This is a genomic window from Rhizobium sp. 05N430, assembly GCF_056396985.1.
In genome coordinates this window covers 561515-577047 of the sequence record NZ_JBFTMO010000002.1, presented here as the reverse complement: position 1 = coordinate 577047, position 15533 = coordinate 561515, and the positions used below count along the sequence as shown (strand labels likewise).

Sequence of the window (15533 nt, the reverse complement as noted above, 5' to 3'; positions counted from 1 at the left end):
GCCATGAGCAAGCTGCTGCTCAGCTACTATGGCGATGACTTCACCGGCTCGACCGATGTGATGGAGGCGCTCGCTTCCAACGGCGTGAAGACCGCTCTGTTCCTCGGCATTCCCAGCGCCGAAACGCTTGCCAAGTTCGCGGATTGCCAGGCGATCGGCATTGCCGGTACCAGCCGCAGTCAGACACCGGAATGGATGACGGCAAACCTGTCGCCTGCTTTTGCCTGGCTGAAAGCGCTCGACGCCGCGGTCTGCCACTACAAGGTCTGCTCGACCTTCGATTCCAGCCCTGCGATCGGCAATATCGGCAAAGCGATCGAGATCGGCCGCGAGGTTTTCGCGCAGGATTGCGTGCCCGTGATCGTCGGCGCGCCGCAGCTGAAGCGCTACACCGCCTTCGGCAATCTCTTCGCCGCCTATCAGGGCACGGTCTACCGCATCGACCGTCACCCGGTCATGAGCCGCCATCCGGTGACGCCGATGGCCGAGGCTGACCTGACCGTACATCTTGCCGCCCAGACCAGCCTGCCGATCCGCCTTGCCGATCTGGCGATGACGGCGGCCGATGCCTCAGCGGGTATCGATACACTGCTTGCCGGGAAGCCCGGCATCCTGCTCGTCGATGTCGATGGTCCGGCGTCGCAGGCGATTGCGGGCGAACAGGTCTGGCGCCTGCGCGGCAATGGCGGCCTGTTCGTTGCAGGCTCCTCCGGCATTCAATATGCGCTGCTGCATGCCTGGCAGCACGAGGGGCTAACCTCCGGCAAGGTTGAGTTCGCGCTACCCGGCGCGGTGGAGCGCCTTGCCGTTGTCTCCGGCAGCGTCTCGCCGACGACGGAGCGGCAGATCCGCACCGCGGCCGAGAGTGGCTTCGATACCATTCCCGTCGATCCGCTGGCGCTGGTCGGCGAAAGCGGCGACGCCGCAATCGACGGCGCCGTCACCGCAGGTCTTTCAGCCTTGAAATCCGGCCGCAGTGTCATCCTGCACACGGCGCTCGGCCCCTCCGCAGACCGCGGCACGGAGATCGACCGCATTCCAGAAGCGCGCCACCAGCTCGGCATCCGCCTCGGTGTCATCCTGCGGCGGCTGGTCGAAGCGGAGAAGCTGCCCCGCGCCGTCATCGCCGGTGGCGATACGTCCAGTCATGCATTGAGCGAGCTGCGCGTCGAGGCGCTGACAACGTTGCTGCCTCTGCCTCAGACGCCGGGCTCGCCGCTTTGCACCGCCCACGGTTCATACGCGCCGACGAACGGACTGCAGATCGCGCTGAAGGGCGGTCAGGTCGGATCCGACGGCTATTTCGCGCAAATACGCGATGGACGTCGATCCTGACGGATCAAATTGTTGATAGCAACTGATGTAGTGATTGACTCATCATACCAGTTGCGATACCTGATTGAAAAAATCGAAAGGCGAGGAAACATGACTGCAATTGCCCTCTTCGGCGCTGGTGGCAAAATGGGCTACCGGCTTGCCAAAAACCTCAAAGGCTCGCGCTTCGATGTCCGTCATGTCGAGGTCAGCGATGCCGGCAAGGCGCGCCTCAAGAACGATCTCGGCATCGATTGCGTCGGTGCGGATGAAGGTCTTGCCGGTGCTGACGTCGTCATTCTCGCTGTTCCCGATACGGCGATCGGCAAGGTCGCAACCGGTATCGTCGGCAAGCTGAAGCCGGGCACGATGGTCGTCGCGCTCGACGCCGCTGCACCCTTCGCCGGACATCTGCCTGAGCGCGCCGATCTCACCTATTTCGTAACGCACCCCTGCCATCCGCCGATCTTCAACGACGAGACCGACATGCAGGCGAAGAAGGATCACTTCGGCGGCCTCTTCGCCAAGCAGCATATCGTCTCTGCTCTGATGCAGGGTCCGGAAGCCGCCTACGATCTCGGCGAAGAAATCGCCAAGGTTATCTGGGCGCCGGTCATGCGCTCGCACCGCGTCACCGTCGATCAGATGGCGATGCTGGAGCCGGGTCTGTCTGAAACCGTTTGCGCCTCGCTGCTCGTCGTCATGCGCCAGGCCATGGACGAATGCGTTGCCCGCGGCGTGCCTGCGGAAGCCGCCCGCGACTTCCTGCTCGGCCATATGAACGTGCTCGGCGCCGTCATCTTCAAGGAAGTCGACGGCGTGTTCTCGGATGCCTGCAACAAGGCGATCGAGTTCGGCATCCCCGCGCTGATGCGCGACGACTGGAAGAAGGTCTTCGAACCTCAGGAGATCGCCGAAAGCATCCGGCGCATCACCTGACAATGCCGCGGCGGGGTTTACGCCCTGCCGCATCGCCGGCCCGGTGGGGAGTCCAAGAGACGGTCCGGCAATGAATATCGCATGAATTCTGGTTGGGCCGGGGTGGCCCGGCCCATGCGTCAAACTCGGGAGGAGAAACCATGACTTTTACACGCAGACTGACCCTTGCGGCCTTCGCGGGCGCCCTTTCGCTCGGCGTTGCCATGCCGGCATTTTCGGCTGATCTGATCGCCATCATCACGCCGGCCCATGACAACCCGTTCTTCAAGGCTGAAGCCGTCGGCGCCGAAGCAAAGGCCAAGGAACTCGGCTACGAAGCGCTCGTCATGACCCATGACGACGACGCCAACAAGCAGTCGGAAATGATCGACACGGCCATCGGCCGCGGCGCCAAGGCCATCATCCTCGACAACGCCGGCGCCGACGCCTCGGTCGCCGCCGTCAAGAAGGCCAAGGATGCGGGCATCCCCTCCTTCCTGATTGACCGCGAAATCAATGCGACCGGTGTTGCCGTCGCCCAGATCGTTTCCAACAACTACCAGGGTGCACAGCTCGGCGCGCAGGAATTCGTCAAGCTGATGGGCGAGAAGGGCAACTATGTCGAGCTCGTCGGCAAGGAATCCGACACCAATGCCGGCATCCGCTCGCAGGGCTATCATGACGTCATCGACGACTATCCGGATCTGAAGAGCGTTGCCAAGCAGTCGGCCAACTGGAGCCAGACCGAAGCCTACGCCAAGATGGAAACCATTCTCCAGGCAAACCCTGACATCAAGGGCGTCATCTCCGGCAACGACACGATGGCCATGGGCGCGATCGCCGCTCTCCAGGCTGCCGGCCGCAAGGACGTGATCGTCGTCGGTTTCGACGGCTCCAACGACGTTCGCGACTCGATCAAGGCGGGCGGCATCAAGGCCACCGTTCTGCAGCCGGCATACGCCCAGGCCCAGATGGCCGTCGAGCAGGCTGACGCCTACATCAAGAACAAGACGCTGCCGAAGGAAGAAAAGCAGCTGATGGATTGCGTTCTGATCAACGCCGACAACGCCTCCAAGCTCGAAACCTTCGCGATTTCGAAGTAACCGGCATAAAACACACCGCAGAGGGTCCGGGAAACCGCGCCCTCTGCGGCCTATTTCACGAAATTCGAGGTTCACAGCATGTTGAGGATCAGGGGCGCCCTGATCGCCGCTCTCGTGGCGGCGGCATTGCCAGGCTGCAAGATCATCAAGACGCCGACTGCCGAGGAAAAGGCAGCGGCGGCCGCAAAGACCGCATTCGATCCGAATGCCAAGGTCGAGGCCATCTGGCAGTCGCAGGCTGTTCCCTATTATCAAAAGCGCGCCGGCGAATTGAAGGACGTCGTGGCCGCTGTTGCCGCGGGGCCCGATCAGGCAGGTGAGAAATACGGCAATCCGAGAAAGCAGGCGAGCGCGCCCTGGACCTATGCGGTGAAATTCACCGGCAAGGTCGTGGCTGCGGACACGCAATCGCGCGCCGCAACGCTCGACGTCGATGCCGATGGCGACGGCAAGGCGGATGCCAAGGTACAGATCGGCCCGGCCCTGCGCGGCACGGCGCTGCGCGACACGCTCGACTTCGTCAATTTCAACGAATTCAAGAACCAGATCGAATGGGCCCAGTTCGGCAAGGCCTTCAACGAGAAGGCCAACACCGCTTTCCTGTCGGCCGTGCCGCGTGACGGTATAACCGGCAAGACGGTCACAGTCGTGGGCGCCTTCCCGCTGCCATCGGGGAGCGATCTGCCGCTGGTCACCCCTTCTGAGCTGACGGTGGCGCCATGACTGAAGACGCCGCCAAGGACGATATCATCCTGCGCCTCGACGATGTCTCGAAGGTCTATTCGGGCATCGTTGCCGTCAAGCGCGCCAATCTTGAGCTGCGCCGCGGCGCGGTCAACGTTCTCGTCGGCGAGAACGGTGCCGGCAAGTCGACGCTGATGAAGATCATCGCCGGCGTGGAGCGCCCGACGCTTGGCAAGATCATTCTCGATGGCAAACAGGTCTCCTTCGACAGCCCGGCCGATGCGCAGGCGCACGGCATCGGCATGATCTTCCAGGAACTCAACCTCTTCGCCAACATGACGGTGGCCGAAAACATCTTCGCCACCCGCGAGATCACCCGCGGCGTGCTGGGTATCGACCACAAGGCGCAGGTGGAAAAGGCCAACGGCTTCCTGAAGCGCCTCGACGCAGGGATCGACGCCGAAACCATGGTCGAAGACCTGCCGATCGGCCAGCAGCAGCTGGTCGAGATCGCCAAGGCCATGTCCCTTGATGCCCGCATCCTGATCATGGACGAACCGACCTCGGCGCTTTCTGCGGCCGAAGTCGAAATCCTCTTCAAGGTCATCGGTGAGCTCAAGGCGCAGGGTGTGGCGATTGTCTATATCTCGCATCGTCTCGAAGAGCTGATGCGGATCGGCGACTACATCACCGTGCTGCGCGACGGCCAGATCACTGGCCAGGCGATGGTGAAAGATATCGACACCCGCTGGATCGTCCGCTCGATGATCGGTTCGGATGCCAAGGATTTCGCCAAGGCAGACAATCACGCTCTCGGTGGCGAAATGTTCCGCGCCGAGGATATCTCGCTGCCGCGCCCGACCGGCGGGCTTGCCGTCGATCACGTCTCGCTCTCGGTCAAGTCGGGCGAAATTCTCGGCATCTATGGCCTGATGGGCGCCGGACGCAGCGAGTTCTTCGAATGCGTCATCGGCCGCCACATGCATTCCACCGGCAAGATCTTCATCGACGGCCAGGAAGTCCGCGCCCGCGACACAACCCGGCGCATCCGCCGCGGCCTGGCGCTGATCCCTGAGGATCGCCAGCGCGAGGGTCTGGTGCAGGTTCTGTCGATCGCCAGCAATCTGACGCTGGCAAGCCTCGGCCGCTTCGCCCGCTTCTTCCATATCAGCGCATCGGCGGAGAAGAATGCGATCCGCGAAGCCATCAAGGACCTCTCGATCAAGGCGCCCAACCCGGATTTTGAGGTCACCTCGATGTCGGGCGGTAACCAGCAGAAGGTGGTCATCGGCAAGGCGCTGATGACCAATCCGAAAGTACTCCTGATGGACGAGCCGAGCCGCGGCATCGATGTCGGCGCCAAGGCCGACGTCTTCCGCACCATGCGGCGGCTGGCGGCCAACGGGCTTGCCATCTTGTTTTCGACTTCTGACCTCGAAGAGGTCATGGCGCTTTCCGATCGCATCGCGGTCCTGAGCAACGGACGGCTGATCGCCGTCTTCGATCGCAGCGAAGCGACGGAAGATGCCATCATCGCGGCTTCGGCCAAGGGACACGGACAGCAGACAGGGAAACTCGCGTCATGACGGCGGCTACCACGACTACCACAGCGCCGAAGAGCGCCAACGGCTCCGCACTTCTGACGCTGATGAAGCTCAGAACCTTCATCGCGCTGTTTGCCGTCATCATCTTCTTTGCGATCTTCGCGCCGAACTTCACCTCGACGGCGAACATGATCCTGATGTCGAAGCATGTGGCGCTCAACGCCTTTCTCGCCATGGGCATGACCTTCGTCATCATCACCGGCGGCATCGACCTCTCGGTCGGCTCGATCGTCGGCCTCTGCGGCATGGTCGCCGGTGGCCTGATCCTCTACGGGATCGAACTGCCGATCGGCTATACGATCTTCTTCAATCTCTTCGAGATCGTGCTGATCACGCTTGCCGTCGGCCTCGCCATCGGCCTGATCAACGGGCTGCTGATCACCAAGCTCAACGTCGCGCCCTTCATCGCGACGCTCGGCACGCTCTATATCGCCCGCGGCCTGGCGCTGCTCTCCTCCGACGGCCAGACCTTCCCGAACCTCGTCGGCCGCCCGGAATACGCGACGACCGGCTTCGACTTCTTCGGTGCCGGCCGCATCCTCGGCCTGCCGGTGTCGATCTGGATCCTGATCGTGCTGGCGCTCGTTGCCGCCTATGTGGCGCGCTCCACGCCGATCGGCCGCCACATCTTCGCCGTCGGCGGCAATGAGCGGGCGGCGCGCATGTCCGGCATCCGGGTCGATCTAGTCAAGATCTTCGTCTACATGTTCTCCGGTCTGTGCGCCGCGATCGTCGGGGTCGTCATCTCCTCCGAACTGATGGCAGCGCATCCGGCAACCGGCGAAAGCTTCGAACTGAACGCGATTGCGGCAGCCGTTCTCGGCGGCACCTCGATGTCGGGCGGCCGCGGCACGATCGGCGGCACGATCATCGGCGCGTTCGTCATCGGCATTCTGTCGGACGGACTGGTGATGATGGGCGTATCGTCCTTCTGGCAAATGGTCATCAAGGGCCTCGTCATCATCATCGCCGTCGTCGTCGACCAGGCACAGCGCCGCCTGCAGCAGCGCGTTACCCTCATGCAGATGGCAAAGGCAGGTTGAAATGACGGAATTGAAAGGTGCTCTGATCGGTTGCGGCTTCTTCGCGGTCAACCAGATGCATGCCTGGCGCGACGTCGAGGGCGCTGAGATCGTGGCGATCTGCGACCGCGATCCGGCCCGCCTGAAGGCTGTCGGCGACCAGTTCGGCATCGAACGGCGCTACGCGGATGCGGCCGAACTCTTCGCTGCTGGCGGCTTCGATTTCGTCGATATCGCAACGACCGTTCCGAGCCACCGACCGCTGGTCGAGATGGCGGCCAGGCATAAGGTTCCGGTCATCTGCCAGAAGCCATTCGCGCTGTCGCTGGCGGATGCCAAGGCAATGGTGACGGCCTGCCGCGAGGCCGGCATTCCGCTGATGGTGCATGAGAATTTCCGCTGGCAGACGCCGATCCAGGCGGTGCGCCGGCTGCTCGACGCCAAGGCGATCGGCACGCCCTTCTGGGGCCGCTTCTCCTTCCGCTCGGGCTACGACGTCTTCTCGGGCCAGCCCTATCTGGCCGAAGGCGAGCGTTTCATCATCGAAGATCTCGGCATCCACACGCTCGATATCGCCCGCTTCATTCTCGGCGACGTCAAGACGCTGACGGCGCGCACCAAGCGGGTCAACCCTGACATCAAGGGCGAGGACGTCGCGACGATCCTGCTCGATCACGAAAGTGGCGCGACCTCGGTCGTCGATGTCAGCTATGCAACGAAGCTCGGTACCGAGAATTTCCCGGAGACCCTGATCGAACTCGACGGCACCGATGGCACCATCCGCCTGTCATCCGGGTACCGCCTCGAAGTCACCAACGCGGCTGGCACCGTCGTCTCCGATGCTTCGCCGCAGCTGCTCTCCTGGGCGTCGCGCCCTTGGCACAATATCCAGGAAAGCGTCTATGCGATCCAGGAACACTGGGTCGAGCGTCTCAGGAACGGCGGCGAGCCCGCCACCTCCGGCGCCGATAACCTGAAGACTTTCGCGCTTGTCGAAGCGGCCTATGAAAGTGCGGCCTCCGGCAAGACTGTCGATATCGAGGCGATGCTCGGATGACATCGGAAACCTTCGCCCTCTATGGTACGCACGAGGCCGAAGAGCAGCCGGTGACGCTTTCTGCCGGGCGGCTTTCCGCCGATCTCGCCAACGGCAATCTGCGAACGATCAGATACAATGGTATCGAGGTGCTGCGGGCCGTTTCCTATCTCGTGCGCGATCGCGACTGGGGTACCTACAGCCCGCGCATCGACGATCTGACCGTAGAACAGGGCGATGGCCGCTTTGCCGTTCGGTATACCGCCCATTGCGTCGGCCCTGATGGAAGCACGCTCGCCATCGCCGTGCGAATTGCCGCCACGGAAACCGAACTGACATTCGAGGCCGATGCGCTTTCGGCGACCGGCTTCGAAACCAACCGTTGCGGCTTCTGCATCCTGCATCCGATCGTCGGCGTGGCCGGAGCTCCAGTCAGGGTCGAGGATGTCGATGGCCACGTGGCCGACACGGTCTTCCCCGACCTGATCGATCCCTGGCAGCCCTTCAAGGATATGCGATCCATCACGCATGCCGTTGCCGAAGGCATCCTGGCAAAATGCCTGATGGAGGGCGACACGTTCGAAATGGAGGACCAGCGCAACTGGTCCGACGCTTCCTATAAGACCTACGTGCGCCCGCTGGCGCTTCCCTGGCCTTACAGGATCGGCGCCGGCGAACCGGTGCGCCAGCGCATCGTGCTGTCGATCGACGACCGCCGCAAGGGCTTTGCATCGGCGAAAACGGCGCAGCGTGTGGTCGAGATCAGGAAGGGCGACCGGTCAGGCACGATGCCGCCGATCGGCATCGTCGTGACACCCGAGGAAGCGCGCGCCACATTGGCGGCGAAAGAGATGCTGGACGAGATCGCGCCGCAGCACCTGCTCTTTCATTTCGATCCGCTTGCCGGGCATGGACGCGCGGTGCTCGACGACTTCGCGGCAATCGCGAGAGGCCATCGGGGCTCGGCGACGATCGAAATCGCCTTGCCCTGCGTCAGGTCACCGGCGGAAGAAGCACGCGACATCGCGGCGCTGATGAAGGCGGCACATTTCTCACCCGACGCGATCGTCGTCTCCCCCTCCGTCGATCGCCAATCGACGCCGCCGGGCAGCAAGTGGCCGGAATGCCCGCCGCTGGAAGAAGTCTATGCGGCGGCACGTGCCGCATTCGGCGAGGTGAGCCTCGGCGGCGGCATGCTCAGCTATTTCACCGAGCTCAACCGCAAACGCGTGCCGGCCTGGCACCTGGATTTCGTCACCCATTGCACCAACCCGATCGTGCATGCGGCGGACGACCTGAGCGTCATGCAGACGTTGGAGGCATTGCCTTTCATCACCCGCTCGGTGCGGGCGATCTATGGCAGCAAGCCGTACCGGATCGGCCCTTCCACCATTCCCATGCGCCAGAACCCCTATGGCAGCCGGACGATGGACAACCCAGGCCATGCCCGCATTCCGATGGCCAACAGCGATCCGCGCCAGAATGGCCGTTTCGCCGAAGCCTTCGCTTTTGCCTACGGGATTCAGGTGGCCGATGCTGGCCTGGAATGTCTGACGCTTTCGGCGCTGACGGGACCTTTCGGTCTGATTGCCGGAGACGGCGAGCCGTCACCACCCGGTTCGCCGCGACCACTCTTCAACACGGTCAAAGCCTTGGCCGGCATGGCCGGCTACAGCTGGCGCGAATGCCGGTCGGCAGTGCCGTCAGATGTTCTGGCATTGCTGGTGCAGGACGCTAGCGTGCAGTCGCTGTGCCTCGTCAACATCACGTCGCGTGTTCAGGAAGCCGCTCTCGGAAGCTTCTATCCCGCAGGCGGTGGACAGGGTCTGATCAGACTTGCGCCCTATTCCGTGGAGCGCGTCGGCCTGCCCTGATGGTACCCATTCGCGCATGCGACGGCATGCTGCGTTTGACGCGGATTTCTTCCTTGGCCATCTGCAGAAGATAGGCCAGGAGCTCTGAACCCTCGGCCCTGGTAAGTTTGATGGCGATGTCGAGATGGTCGGCAAGATGAGAATTGCGCATCATGAATTTCCCCGCTCAGATACATATATCAATAATTGCTAATGAATCTTGCGCGGGCATTACCAATGGCATCCAACAACCTAACGTGAGGAATTCATACTCGTAGCCATACGCCTTGTGAACCATCCCTAATAATAGGGATAGTTGACGGAAACGTACAGGATTCGTTCTTTGGTTGTTCTCACGTGCATTAGATCTTTCTAATCTAAAGCAGCCTATACGAGATTTGTACGATCACAGGACAATCTGTAGCTTCACATCATCCGGGCGCGCTTCAACGGCGCGATCGAAAGCCTTGATCGAATCCTCGAAGGCAAAGGTCTCGGAAATCAGTGGCTTGAGATCGACACGCCCGGAACCGAGGAGCGCGATCGACCGCTCGTATTGATGCGCGTAGCGGAACACGGTCTCGATACGGATTTCCTTGGTCGAGGCAGTCGAGACGTCGAAACCAACCGGATTGACCGGCAGACCGACAGCGACGATGACGCCGCCCGGACGCGGCAGCTGCATGATCGTCTCCCATGCCTTCGGCGAACCGGAGCATTCGAAGATCACGTCGGCGCCCCATCCATCCGTCAGCCGCGATACCTCTTCGGCAAGGCTCTTCTCACGGATATTGACCGGAATGACGCCCTGATACTGGGCGGCGATATCGAGCTTCGGCTGCGCCAGATCGGCGACGATGGCACGCGAGCAGCCGCCGGCAAGGGCAGCGATCGCGACCATCGTGCCGATCGGACCGGCGCCGAGCACCACGGCGGTATCGCCAGGCGCAATCTTCGCCTTCGACGCCGCCTGCATGCCAACGGCAAAGGGCTCGACCATCGCGCCCTCGGCAAAGCTGACATTGTCAGGCAGCTTGAACGTGTAATTGGCGGGATGAACGACCTCGGCTGTCAGAACGCCATGAATGGGCGGTGTCGCCCAGAAGGTCACGGCCGGATCGACATTGTACATGCCGAGGCGGCTCGCCTTGGAATTCGGATCGGGAATGCCGGGCTCCATGCAGACGCGGTCGCCGATCTTCAGATGCGTGACGCCCTCGCCGACCTCGATCACCGTTCCCGCTGCCTCGTGGCCGAGCACCATCGGCTCGTTGACGACGAAGGGGCCGATCTTGCCGTGGGTGTAATAATGCACATCCGAACCGCAGACGCCGACCGTATGGATCTTGATCTTCACTTGGCCGGGGCCCGTATCCATCGGCAGATCGATGTCGCGAAGCGCGAGCTCATGCTGACGCTCCAGAACGAGAGCACGGACTTTGGTCATGGCGGTTTCCTTCCCTGTGGCGCTTACGATTCAACTGCGCCGTTGGTCCAGACTATAGAACCGCCCGCAGGCGAAATTCAATCGCGGTATTTCAGCTTTTGCTCACAGCGCGACGAAATGCTCACCTTGGTGCATAAAGGCATTTATAAGATTTTTATATTGGCGCCACCTGGCGCGTCTCGAACCTTAATGCGCTTCGGCCGCATATTAATGCCCGAGAGATCAAACCGATTATCTCCACGCCAGAAAGCATAAAGGTGCCGATCCCAAGGGAACGGCGCCCTTGTCTTGTCTGACTCCAACAAGAACACCAGGAGTCAAGATCATGATGGATATCATTCTACTGGGCACCGCGATAGTCTTTTTCGGACTTTGCTTTGCCTATACCCGCGCCTGCGACAGGCTCTGAAGGAGAGCGACGATGACCCTCGATTATATCCTGAGCGGCGCCGTGACCGTTTTCCTCACCGTTTACCTCACCTACGCCCTCATCCGCCCCGAGCGCTTCTGATAGCGCCGGCCGGATACCCGAAAGTTTCCTCCCATGACCCTCAACGGATGGCTACAGATCCTCGTCTTCTGCGGGATCCTCATTGCGCTCGTCAAACCGCTCGGCGGTTACATGACGCGCGTCTTCAGCGGAGAGCGCACGCTGCTCTCCCCCGTCCTCGTTCCGGTGGAACGGGGACTTTATGCGCTTGCCGGCACCAGCGACCGCGAGGAGCAGCATTGGACCTCCTATGCGTTCTCGCTGCTGATGTTCAACCTGCTCGGCACGCTGGTCCTCTATCTGCTGCTGCGCTTCCAGGACATCCTGCCCTATAACCCGGCCGGGATGACCGCGGTCGGGCCGGAGCTCTCCTTCAACACCGCCACCAGCTTCGTCGCCAACACCAACTGGCAGAGCTATGGCGGCGAAAGCACCATGTCCTATCTGTCGCAGATGGCCGGCCTGACCGTGCAGAACTTTGTTTCTGCCGCAACCGGCATGGCGATCGCCATCGGCCTGATCCGCGCCTTCTCGCGCGCCTCGGGCAAGGCGATCGGCAATTTCTGGGTCGATATGATCCGCGCCACGCTCTACGTGCTCCTGCCTGCCTGCATCGTGCTGACGCTTGTCTATGTCTGGCTCGGTGTGCCGCAGACGCTCGGCCCCTATGTCGATGCGACGACGCTCGAAGGCGCCAAGCAGACGATCGCGCTCGGCCCTGTTGCTTCGCAGCTTGCCATCAAGATGCTCGGCACCAACGGCGGCGGCTTCTTCAACGCCAACTCGGCCCATCCGTTCGAAAACCCCGACAACATCTCGAACATGATCCAGATGCTGTCGATCTTCGCGATCGGCGCGGCCTTCACCAACGTCTTCGGCCGCATGGTCGGAAACCAGCGTCAGGGCTGGGCGATCCTCGCCTCGATGGGCATCCTGTTCCTCGCGGGCGTTGGCATCACCTATTGGGCGGAAGCCGCGGGCAACCCGCTGATGCATCAGCTCGGGCTTGCAGGCGGCAACATGGAAGGCAAGGAAGTCCGCTTCGGCGTCGCCATGTCCTCGCTCTTCGCTGTCATCACCACGGCGGCCTCCTGCGGCGCGGTCAATGCTATGCACGGCTCGTTCACCGCACTCGGCGGCCTGATCCCGCTCATCAACATGCAGCTTGGCGAAGTCATCGTCGGTGGCGTCGGCGCGGGCTTCTACGGCATCGTGCTGTTCATCATCGTCGCCGTCTTCGTAGCCGGCCTGATGGTTGGCCGTACGCCTGAGTATCTCGGCAAGAAGATCGAGGCGAAGGAAATGAAGATGGCCGTTCTCGCTATCCTCTGCCTGCCACTCGCCATGCTGGTCTTTACGGCAATCGCCAGCGTCCTGCCGTCTGCCGTCGCCTCGGTCGGCACGGCTGGTCCGCACGGCTTCTCGGAAATCCTCTATGCCTATACCTCGGCTGCGGCCAACAATGGTTCCGCCTTTGGCGGCCTGACGGCCAATACGCCCTGGTACAACATCACGCTCGGCATCGGCATGCTGATGGGCCGCTTCCTGGTCATCGTGCCGGCGCTTGCGATCGCTGGCTCGCTGATCAGCAAGAAGACGGTACCGGCCTCCGCAGGCACGTTCCCGACCGACGGCCCGCTCTTCGTCGGCCTGCTCGTCGGCACGATCCTGATCGTCGGCGGCCTCACCTTCTTCCCGGCGCTGGCCCTCGGCCCTGTCGTCGAGCACCTGGTGATGATCGCAGGGCAGACGTTCTGAGGTGACGCCGATGATCATCCGTCACGCATTCCGCAAATCGATCCACCCACGCCACGGTTCGCCGGGGCGTGGGGCAAGGCCCGGCCTGCGCGGGACCGACGCAATCCTGCTGATGCTGGCTGGCCTGCTCGTCGCGGCCGCCGTTCTCAGACTTTTTCATGGCTGACCGGCCCGGCCGGTTCCGCCTCACTCTTTCAAGCTGGAGTCTCTTATGAGCCAGGCAAAATCCGCGAGTATCCTGAATAGTCGCATCCTCATTCCGGCTGTCGGCGCCGCTTTCAAAAAGCTCAACCCGCGCACGCTGGCCCGCAATCCGGTCATGTTCGTCGTGGCAACGGTCTCGGCGCTGACCACCATCCTCTTCATCCGCGATATCGCCACCGGCGGCGGCAATCTCGGTTTCTCGTTCCAGATCAATCTCTGGCTCTGGTTCACCGTGCTATTTGCCAACTTCGCCGAAGCCGTTGCCGAGGGCCGCGGCAAGGCACAGGCGGATTCGCTGCGCAAGGCGCGCACCGAAACGCAGGCCAAGCTTCTGACCGCCAATAACGGCTCCGGCTACCGCATGGTGCCGGGCACGAGCCTCAAGGTCGGCGATCTCGTTCTGGTCGAGGCCGGCGACATCATCCCGTCCGACGGCGAAGTCGTCGAGGGCGTCGCCTCGGTCAACGAAGCAGCGATCACCGGTGAATCCGCCCCTGTCATCCGTGAGTCCGGCGGCGACCGCTCGGCCGTCACAGGCGGCACGCAGGTTCTGTCGGACGTCATCCGTGTCCGCATCACAGCAGCCGCCGGCTCGACCTTCCTCGACCGGATGATCTCGCTCGTCGAAGGCGCGGAGCGCCAGAAGACCCCGAACGAAATCGCGCTCAATATCCTGCTCGCAGGCATGACTCTGATTTTCGTCCTCGCCACCGCGACGATCCCGAGCTTTGCCGCCTATGCCGGCGGCTCGATCCCGATCATCACGCTGGTTGCGCTCTTCGTGACGCTGATCCCGACCACGATCGGCGCGCTGCTTTCGGCCATCGGCATTGCCGGCATGGACCGTCTCGTCCGCTTCAACGTGCTGGCCATGTCCGGCCGCGCCGTCGAAGCCGCTGGTGACGTCGATACGCTGCTGCTCGACAAGACCGGCACGATCACGCTCGGCAACCGTCAGGCCACGAGCTTCCGCCCGGTCCGCGGCGTCACCGAACAGGAACTGGCCGATGCGGCGCAGCTCGCTTCGCTCGCCGACGAGACACCTGAAGGCCGTTCCATTGTCGTACTGGCAAAGGAGAAATATGCGATCCGCGGCCGCGATATGGCCAGCCTGCAGGCGACCTTCGTTCCCTTCACCGCCCAGACCCGCATGAGCGGTGTCGATATCGGCGGCTCTTCGATCCGCAAGGGTGCGGTCGAAGCCGTGCTGACCTATGTCGGCGCCAACAATGCGCCGTCCAACGGCAATGCTGCGATCGCTCTCCGTCCCGAGACCGATGTCGTGCGCGAACTCCAGGCTATTGCCGACGAGATCGCCAAGGCCGGCGGCACGCCGCTTGCGGTTGCCCGCGACGGCAAGCTGCTCGGCGTCATCCAACTGAAGGACATCGTCAAAGGCGGCATCCGCGAGCGCTTCTCCGAACTGCGCCGCATGGGCATCCGCACCGTGATGATCACCGGCGACAACCCGATGACCGCAGCCGCGATCGCCGCCGAAGCCGGGGTCGATGACTTCCTGGCCCAGGCGACCCCTGAAAACAAGCTGTCGCTGATCCGCGAGGAACAGGCCAAGGGCAAGCTCGTCGCCATGTGCGGCGACGGCACTAACGACGCCCCGGCGCTTGCCCAGGCCGATGTCGGCGTCGCCATGAACACCGGGACGGTGGCCGCCCGCGAGGCCGGCAACATGGTGGACCTCGACAGCGACCCGACGAAGCTGATCGAGATCGTCGAGATCGGCAAGCAGCTGCTGATGACCCGCGGCGCGCTGACGACCTTCTCGATCGCCAACGACATCGCCAAGTATTTCGCCATCATCCCGGCGATGTTCCTGACCTTCTACCCGCAGCTCGGCGTGCTGAATATCATGGGCCTCGCCACGCCGCAGAGCGCCATCATGTCGGCGATCATCTTCAATGCGCTGATCATCGTGGCGCTGATCCCGCTGTCGCTCAAGGGCGTGAAATACCGCGCCATCGGCGCCGGCGCTCTGCTGTCCCGCAACCTCGTCATCTACGGTCTCGGCGGCATCGTCGTCCCGTTCATCGGCATCAAGGCGATCGATATGGCCATCACGGCCCTCGGTCTCGCCTAAGGAGC

Annotated in this window: 13 protein-coding genes; 12 read left to right on the top strand and 1 reads right to left on the bottom strand. The window is 62.5% G+C overall.

The features are described 5' to 3' along the window. The first annotated feature begins 3 nt into the window (after window positions 1-3). The 8 genes from AC1DJO_RS06455 to apnL all read left to right on the top strand — a co-directional run bounded on the left by AC1DJO_RS06455 (window position 4) and on the right by apnL (window position 9555). The gene (locus tag AC1DJO_RS06455; RefSeq protein WP_112389005.1) at window positions 4-1335 is read left to right on the top strand and encodes a four-carbon acid sugar kinase family protein; all 1332 of its coding nucleotides are present in this window, start codon (window positions 4-6) and stop codon (window positions 1333-1335) included. A 90-nt stretch (window positions 1336-1425) separates the two neighbouring features. Then, on the top strand, window positions 1426-2253 hold the full coding sequence (locus AC1DJO_RS06450) for a phosphogluconate dehydrogenase C-terminal domain-containing protein (RefSeq protein WP_112388478.1): 828 nt from the start codon (window positions 1426-1428) through the stop codon (window positions 2251-2253). Window positions 2254-2393: 140 nt separating this feature from the next. Further along, window positions 2394-3335 carry a D-ribose ABC transporter substrate-binding protein gene (locus tag AC1DJO_RS06445; protein ID WP_112388479.1) on the top strand — a complete coding sequence of 314 codons (942 nt, stop codon included), beginning with the start codon at window positions 2394-2396 and terminating at the stop codon, window positions 3333-3335. A 78-nt stretch (window positions 3336-3413) separates the two neighbouring features. Continuing rightward, window positions 3414-4058, top strand: coding sequence for a DUF2291 family protein (locus AC1DJO_RS06440; protein ID WP_112388480.1), 645 nt, complete (start codon window positions 3414-3416; stop codon window positions 4056-4058). After that, on the top strand, window positions 4055-5605 hold the full coding sequence (locus AC1DJO_RS06435; protein ID WP_112388481.1) for a sugar ABC transporter ATP-binding protein: 1551 nt from the start codon (window positions 4055-4057) through the stop codon (window positions 5603-5605). The genes AC1DJO_RS06440 and AC1DJO_RS06435 overlap by 4 nt, the downstream gene beginning before the upstream one ends. Next, a complete protein-coding gene (locus tag AC1DJO_RS06430) occupies window positions 5602-6666 on the top strand; it encodes an ABC transporter permease (RefSeq protein ID WP_112444108.1) in 1065 nt (354 codons plus the stop codon). The genes AC1DJO_RS06435 and AC1DJO_RS06430 overlap by 4 nt, the downstream gene beginning before the upstream one ends. A gap of 1 nt (window position 6667) precedes the next feature. Then, entirely contained in the window at window positions 6668-7702 is a 1035-nt protein-coding gene (locus AC1DJO_RS06425; RefSeq protein WP_112388483.1) for a Gfo/Idh/MocA family protein, read from the top strand. Further along, entirely contained in the window at window positions 7699-9555 is a 1857-nt protein-coding gene (gene apnL, locus AC1DJO_RS06420; RefSeq protein WP_112388484.1) for a D-apionate lactonase, read from the top strand. Before AC1DJO_RS06425 ends, apnL begins: the two co-directional genes overlap by 4 nt. A gap of 385 nt (window positions 9556-9940) precedes the next feature. Here the strand turns inward: apnL and AC1DJO_RS06415 are convergent, their stop codons facing one another. Beyond that, complete coding sequence (locus tag AC1DJO_RS06415) at window positions 9941-10981, bottom strand: NAD(P)-dependent alcohol dehydrogenase (RefSeq protein ID WP_112388485.1); 1041 nt, start codon at window positions 10979-10981, stop codon at window positions 9941-9943. A gap of 421 nt (window positions 10982-11402) precedes the next feature. Between AC1DJO_RS06415 and AC1DJO_RS06410 the strand changes: the two genes are divergently transcribed. Genes AC1DJO_RS06410 through kdpB form a run of 4 tightly spaced genes read left to right on the top strand, consistent with a single transcriptional unit; the run spans window position 11403 to window position 15528 of the window. Beyond that, window positions 11403-11492, top strand: coding sequence for a K(+)-transporting ATPase subunit F (locus AC1DJO_RS06410; protein WP_016556800.1), 90 nt, complete (start codon window positions 11403-11405; stop codon window positions 11490-11492). 33 nt (window positions 11493-11525) lie between these two features. Continuing rightward, complete coding sequence (gene kdpA, locus AC1DJO_RS06405; RefSeq protein WP_112388486.1) at window positions 11526-13229, top strand: potassium-transporting ATPase subunit KdpA; 1704 nt, start codon at window positions 11526-11528, stop codon at window positions 13227-13229. Window positions 13230-13239: 10 nt separating this feature from the next. Beyond that, the gene (locus tag AC1DJO_RS06400) at window positions 13240-13395 is read left to right on the top strand and encodes a hypothetical protein (protein WP_310291017.1); all 156 of its coding nucleotides are present in this window, start codon (window positions 13240-13242) and stop codon (window positions 13393-13395) included. Window positions 13396-13440: 45 nt separating this feature from the next. Further along, window positions 13441-15528: a potassium-transporting ATPase subunit KdpB gene (gene kdpB, locus AC1DJO_RS06395; protein WP_112388487.1), complete on the top strand. Its 2088-nt coding sequence runs from the start codon at window positions 13441-13443 to the stop codon at window positions 15526-15528. The last annotated feature ends 5 nt before the right edge of the window (window positions 15529-15533 follow it).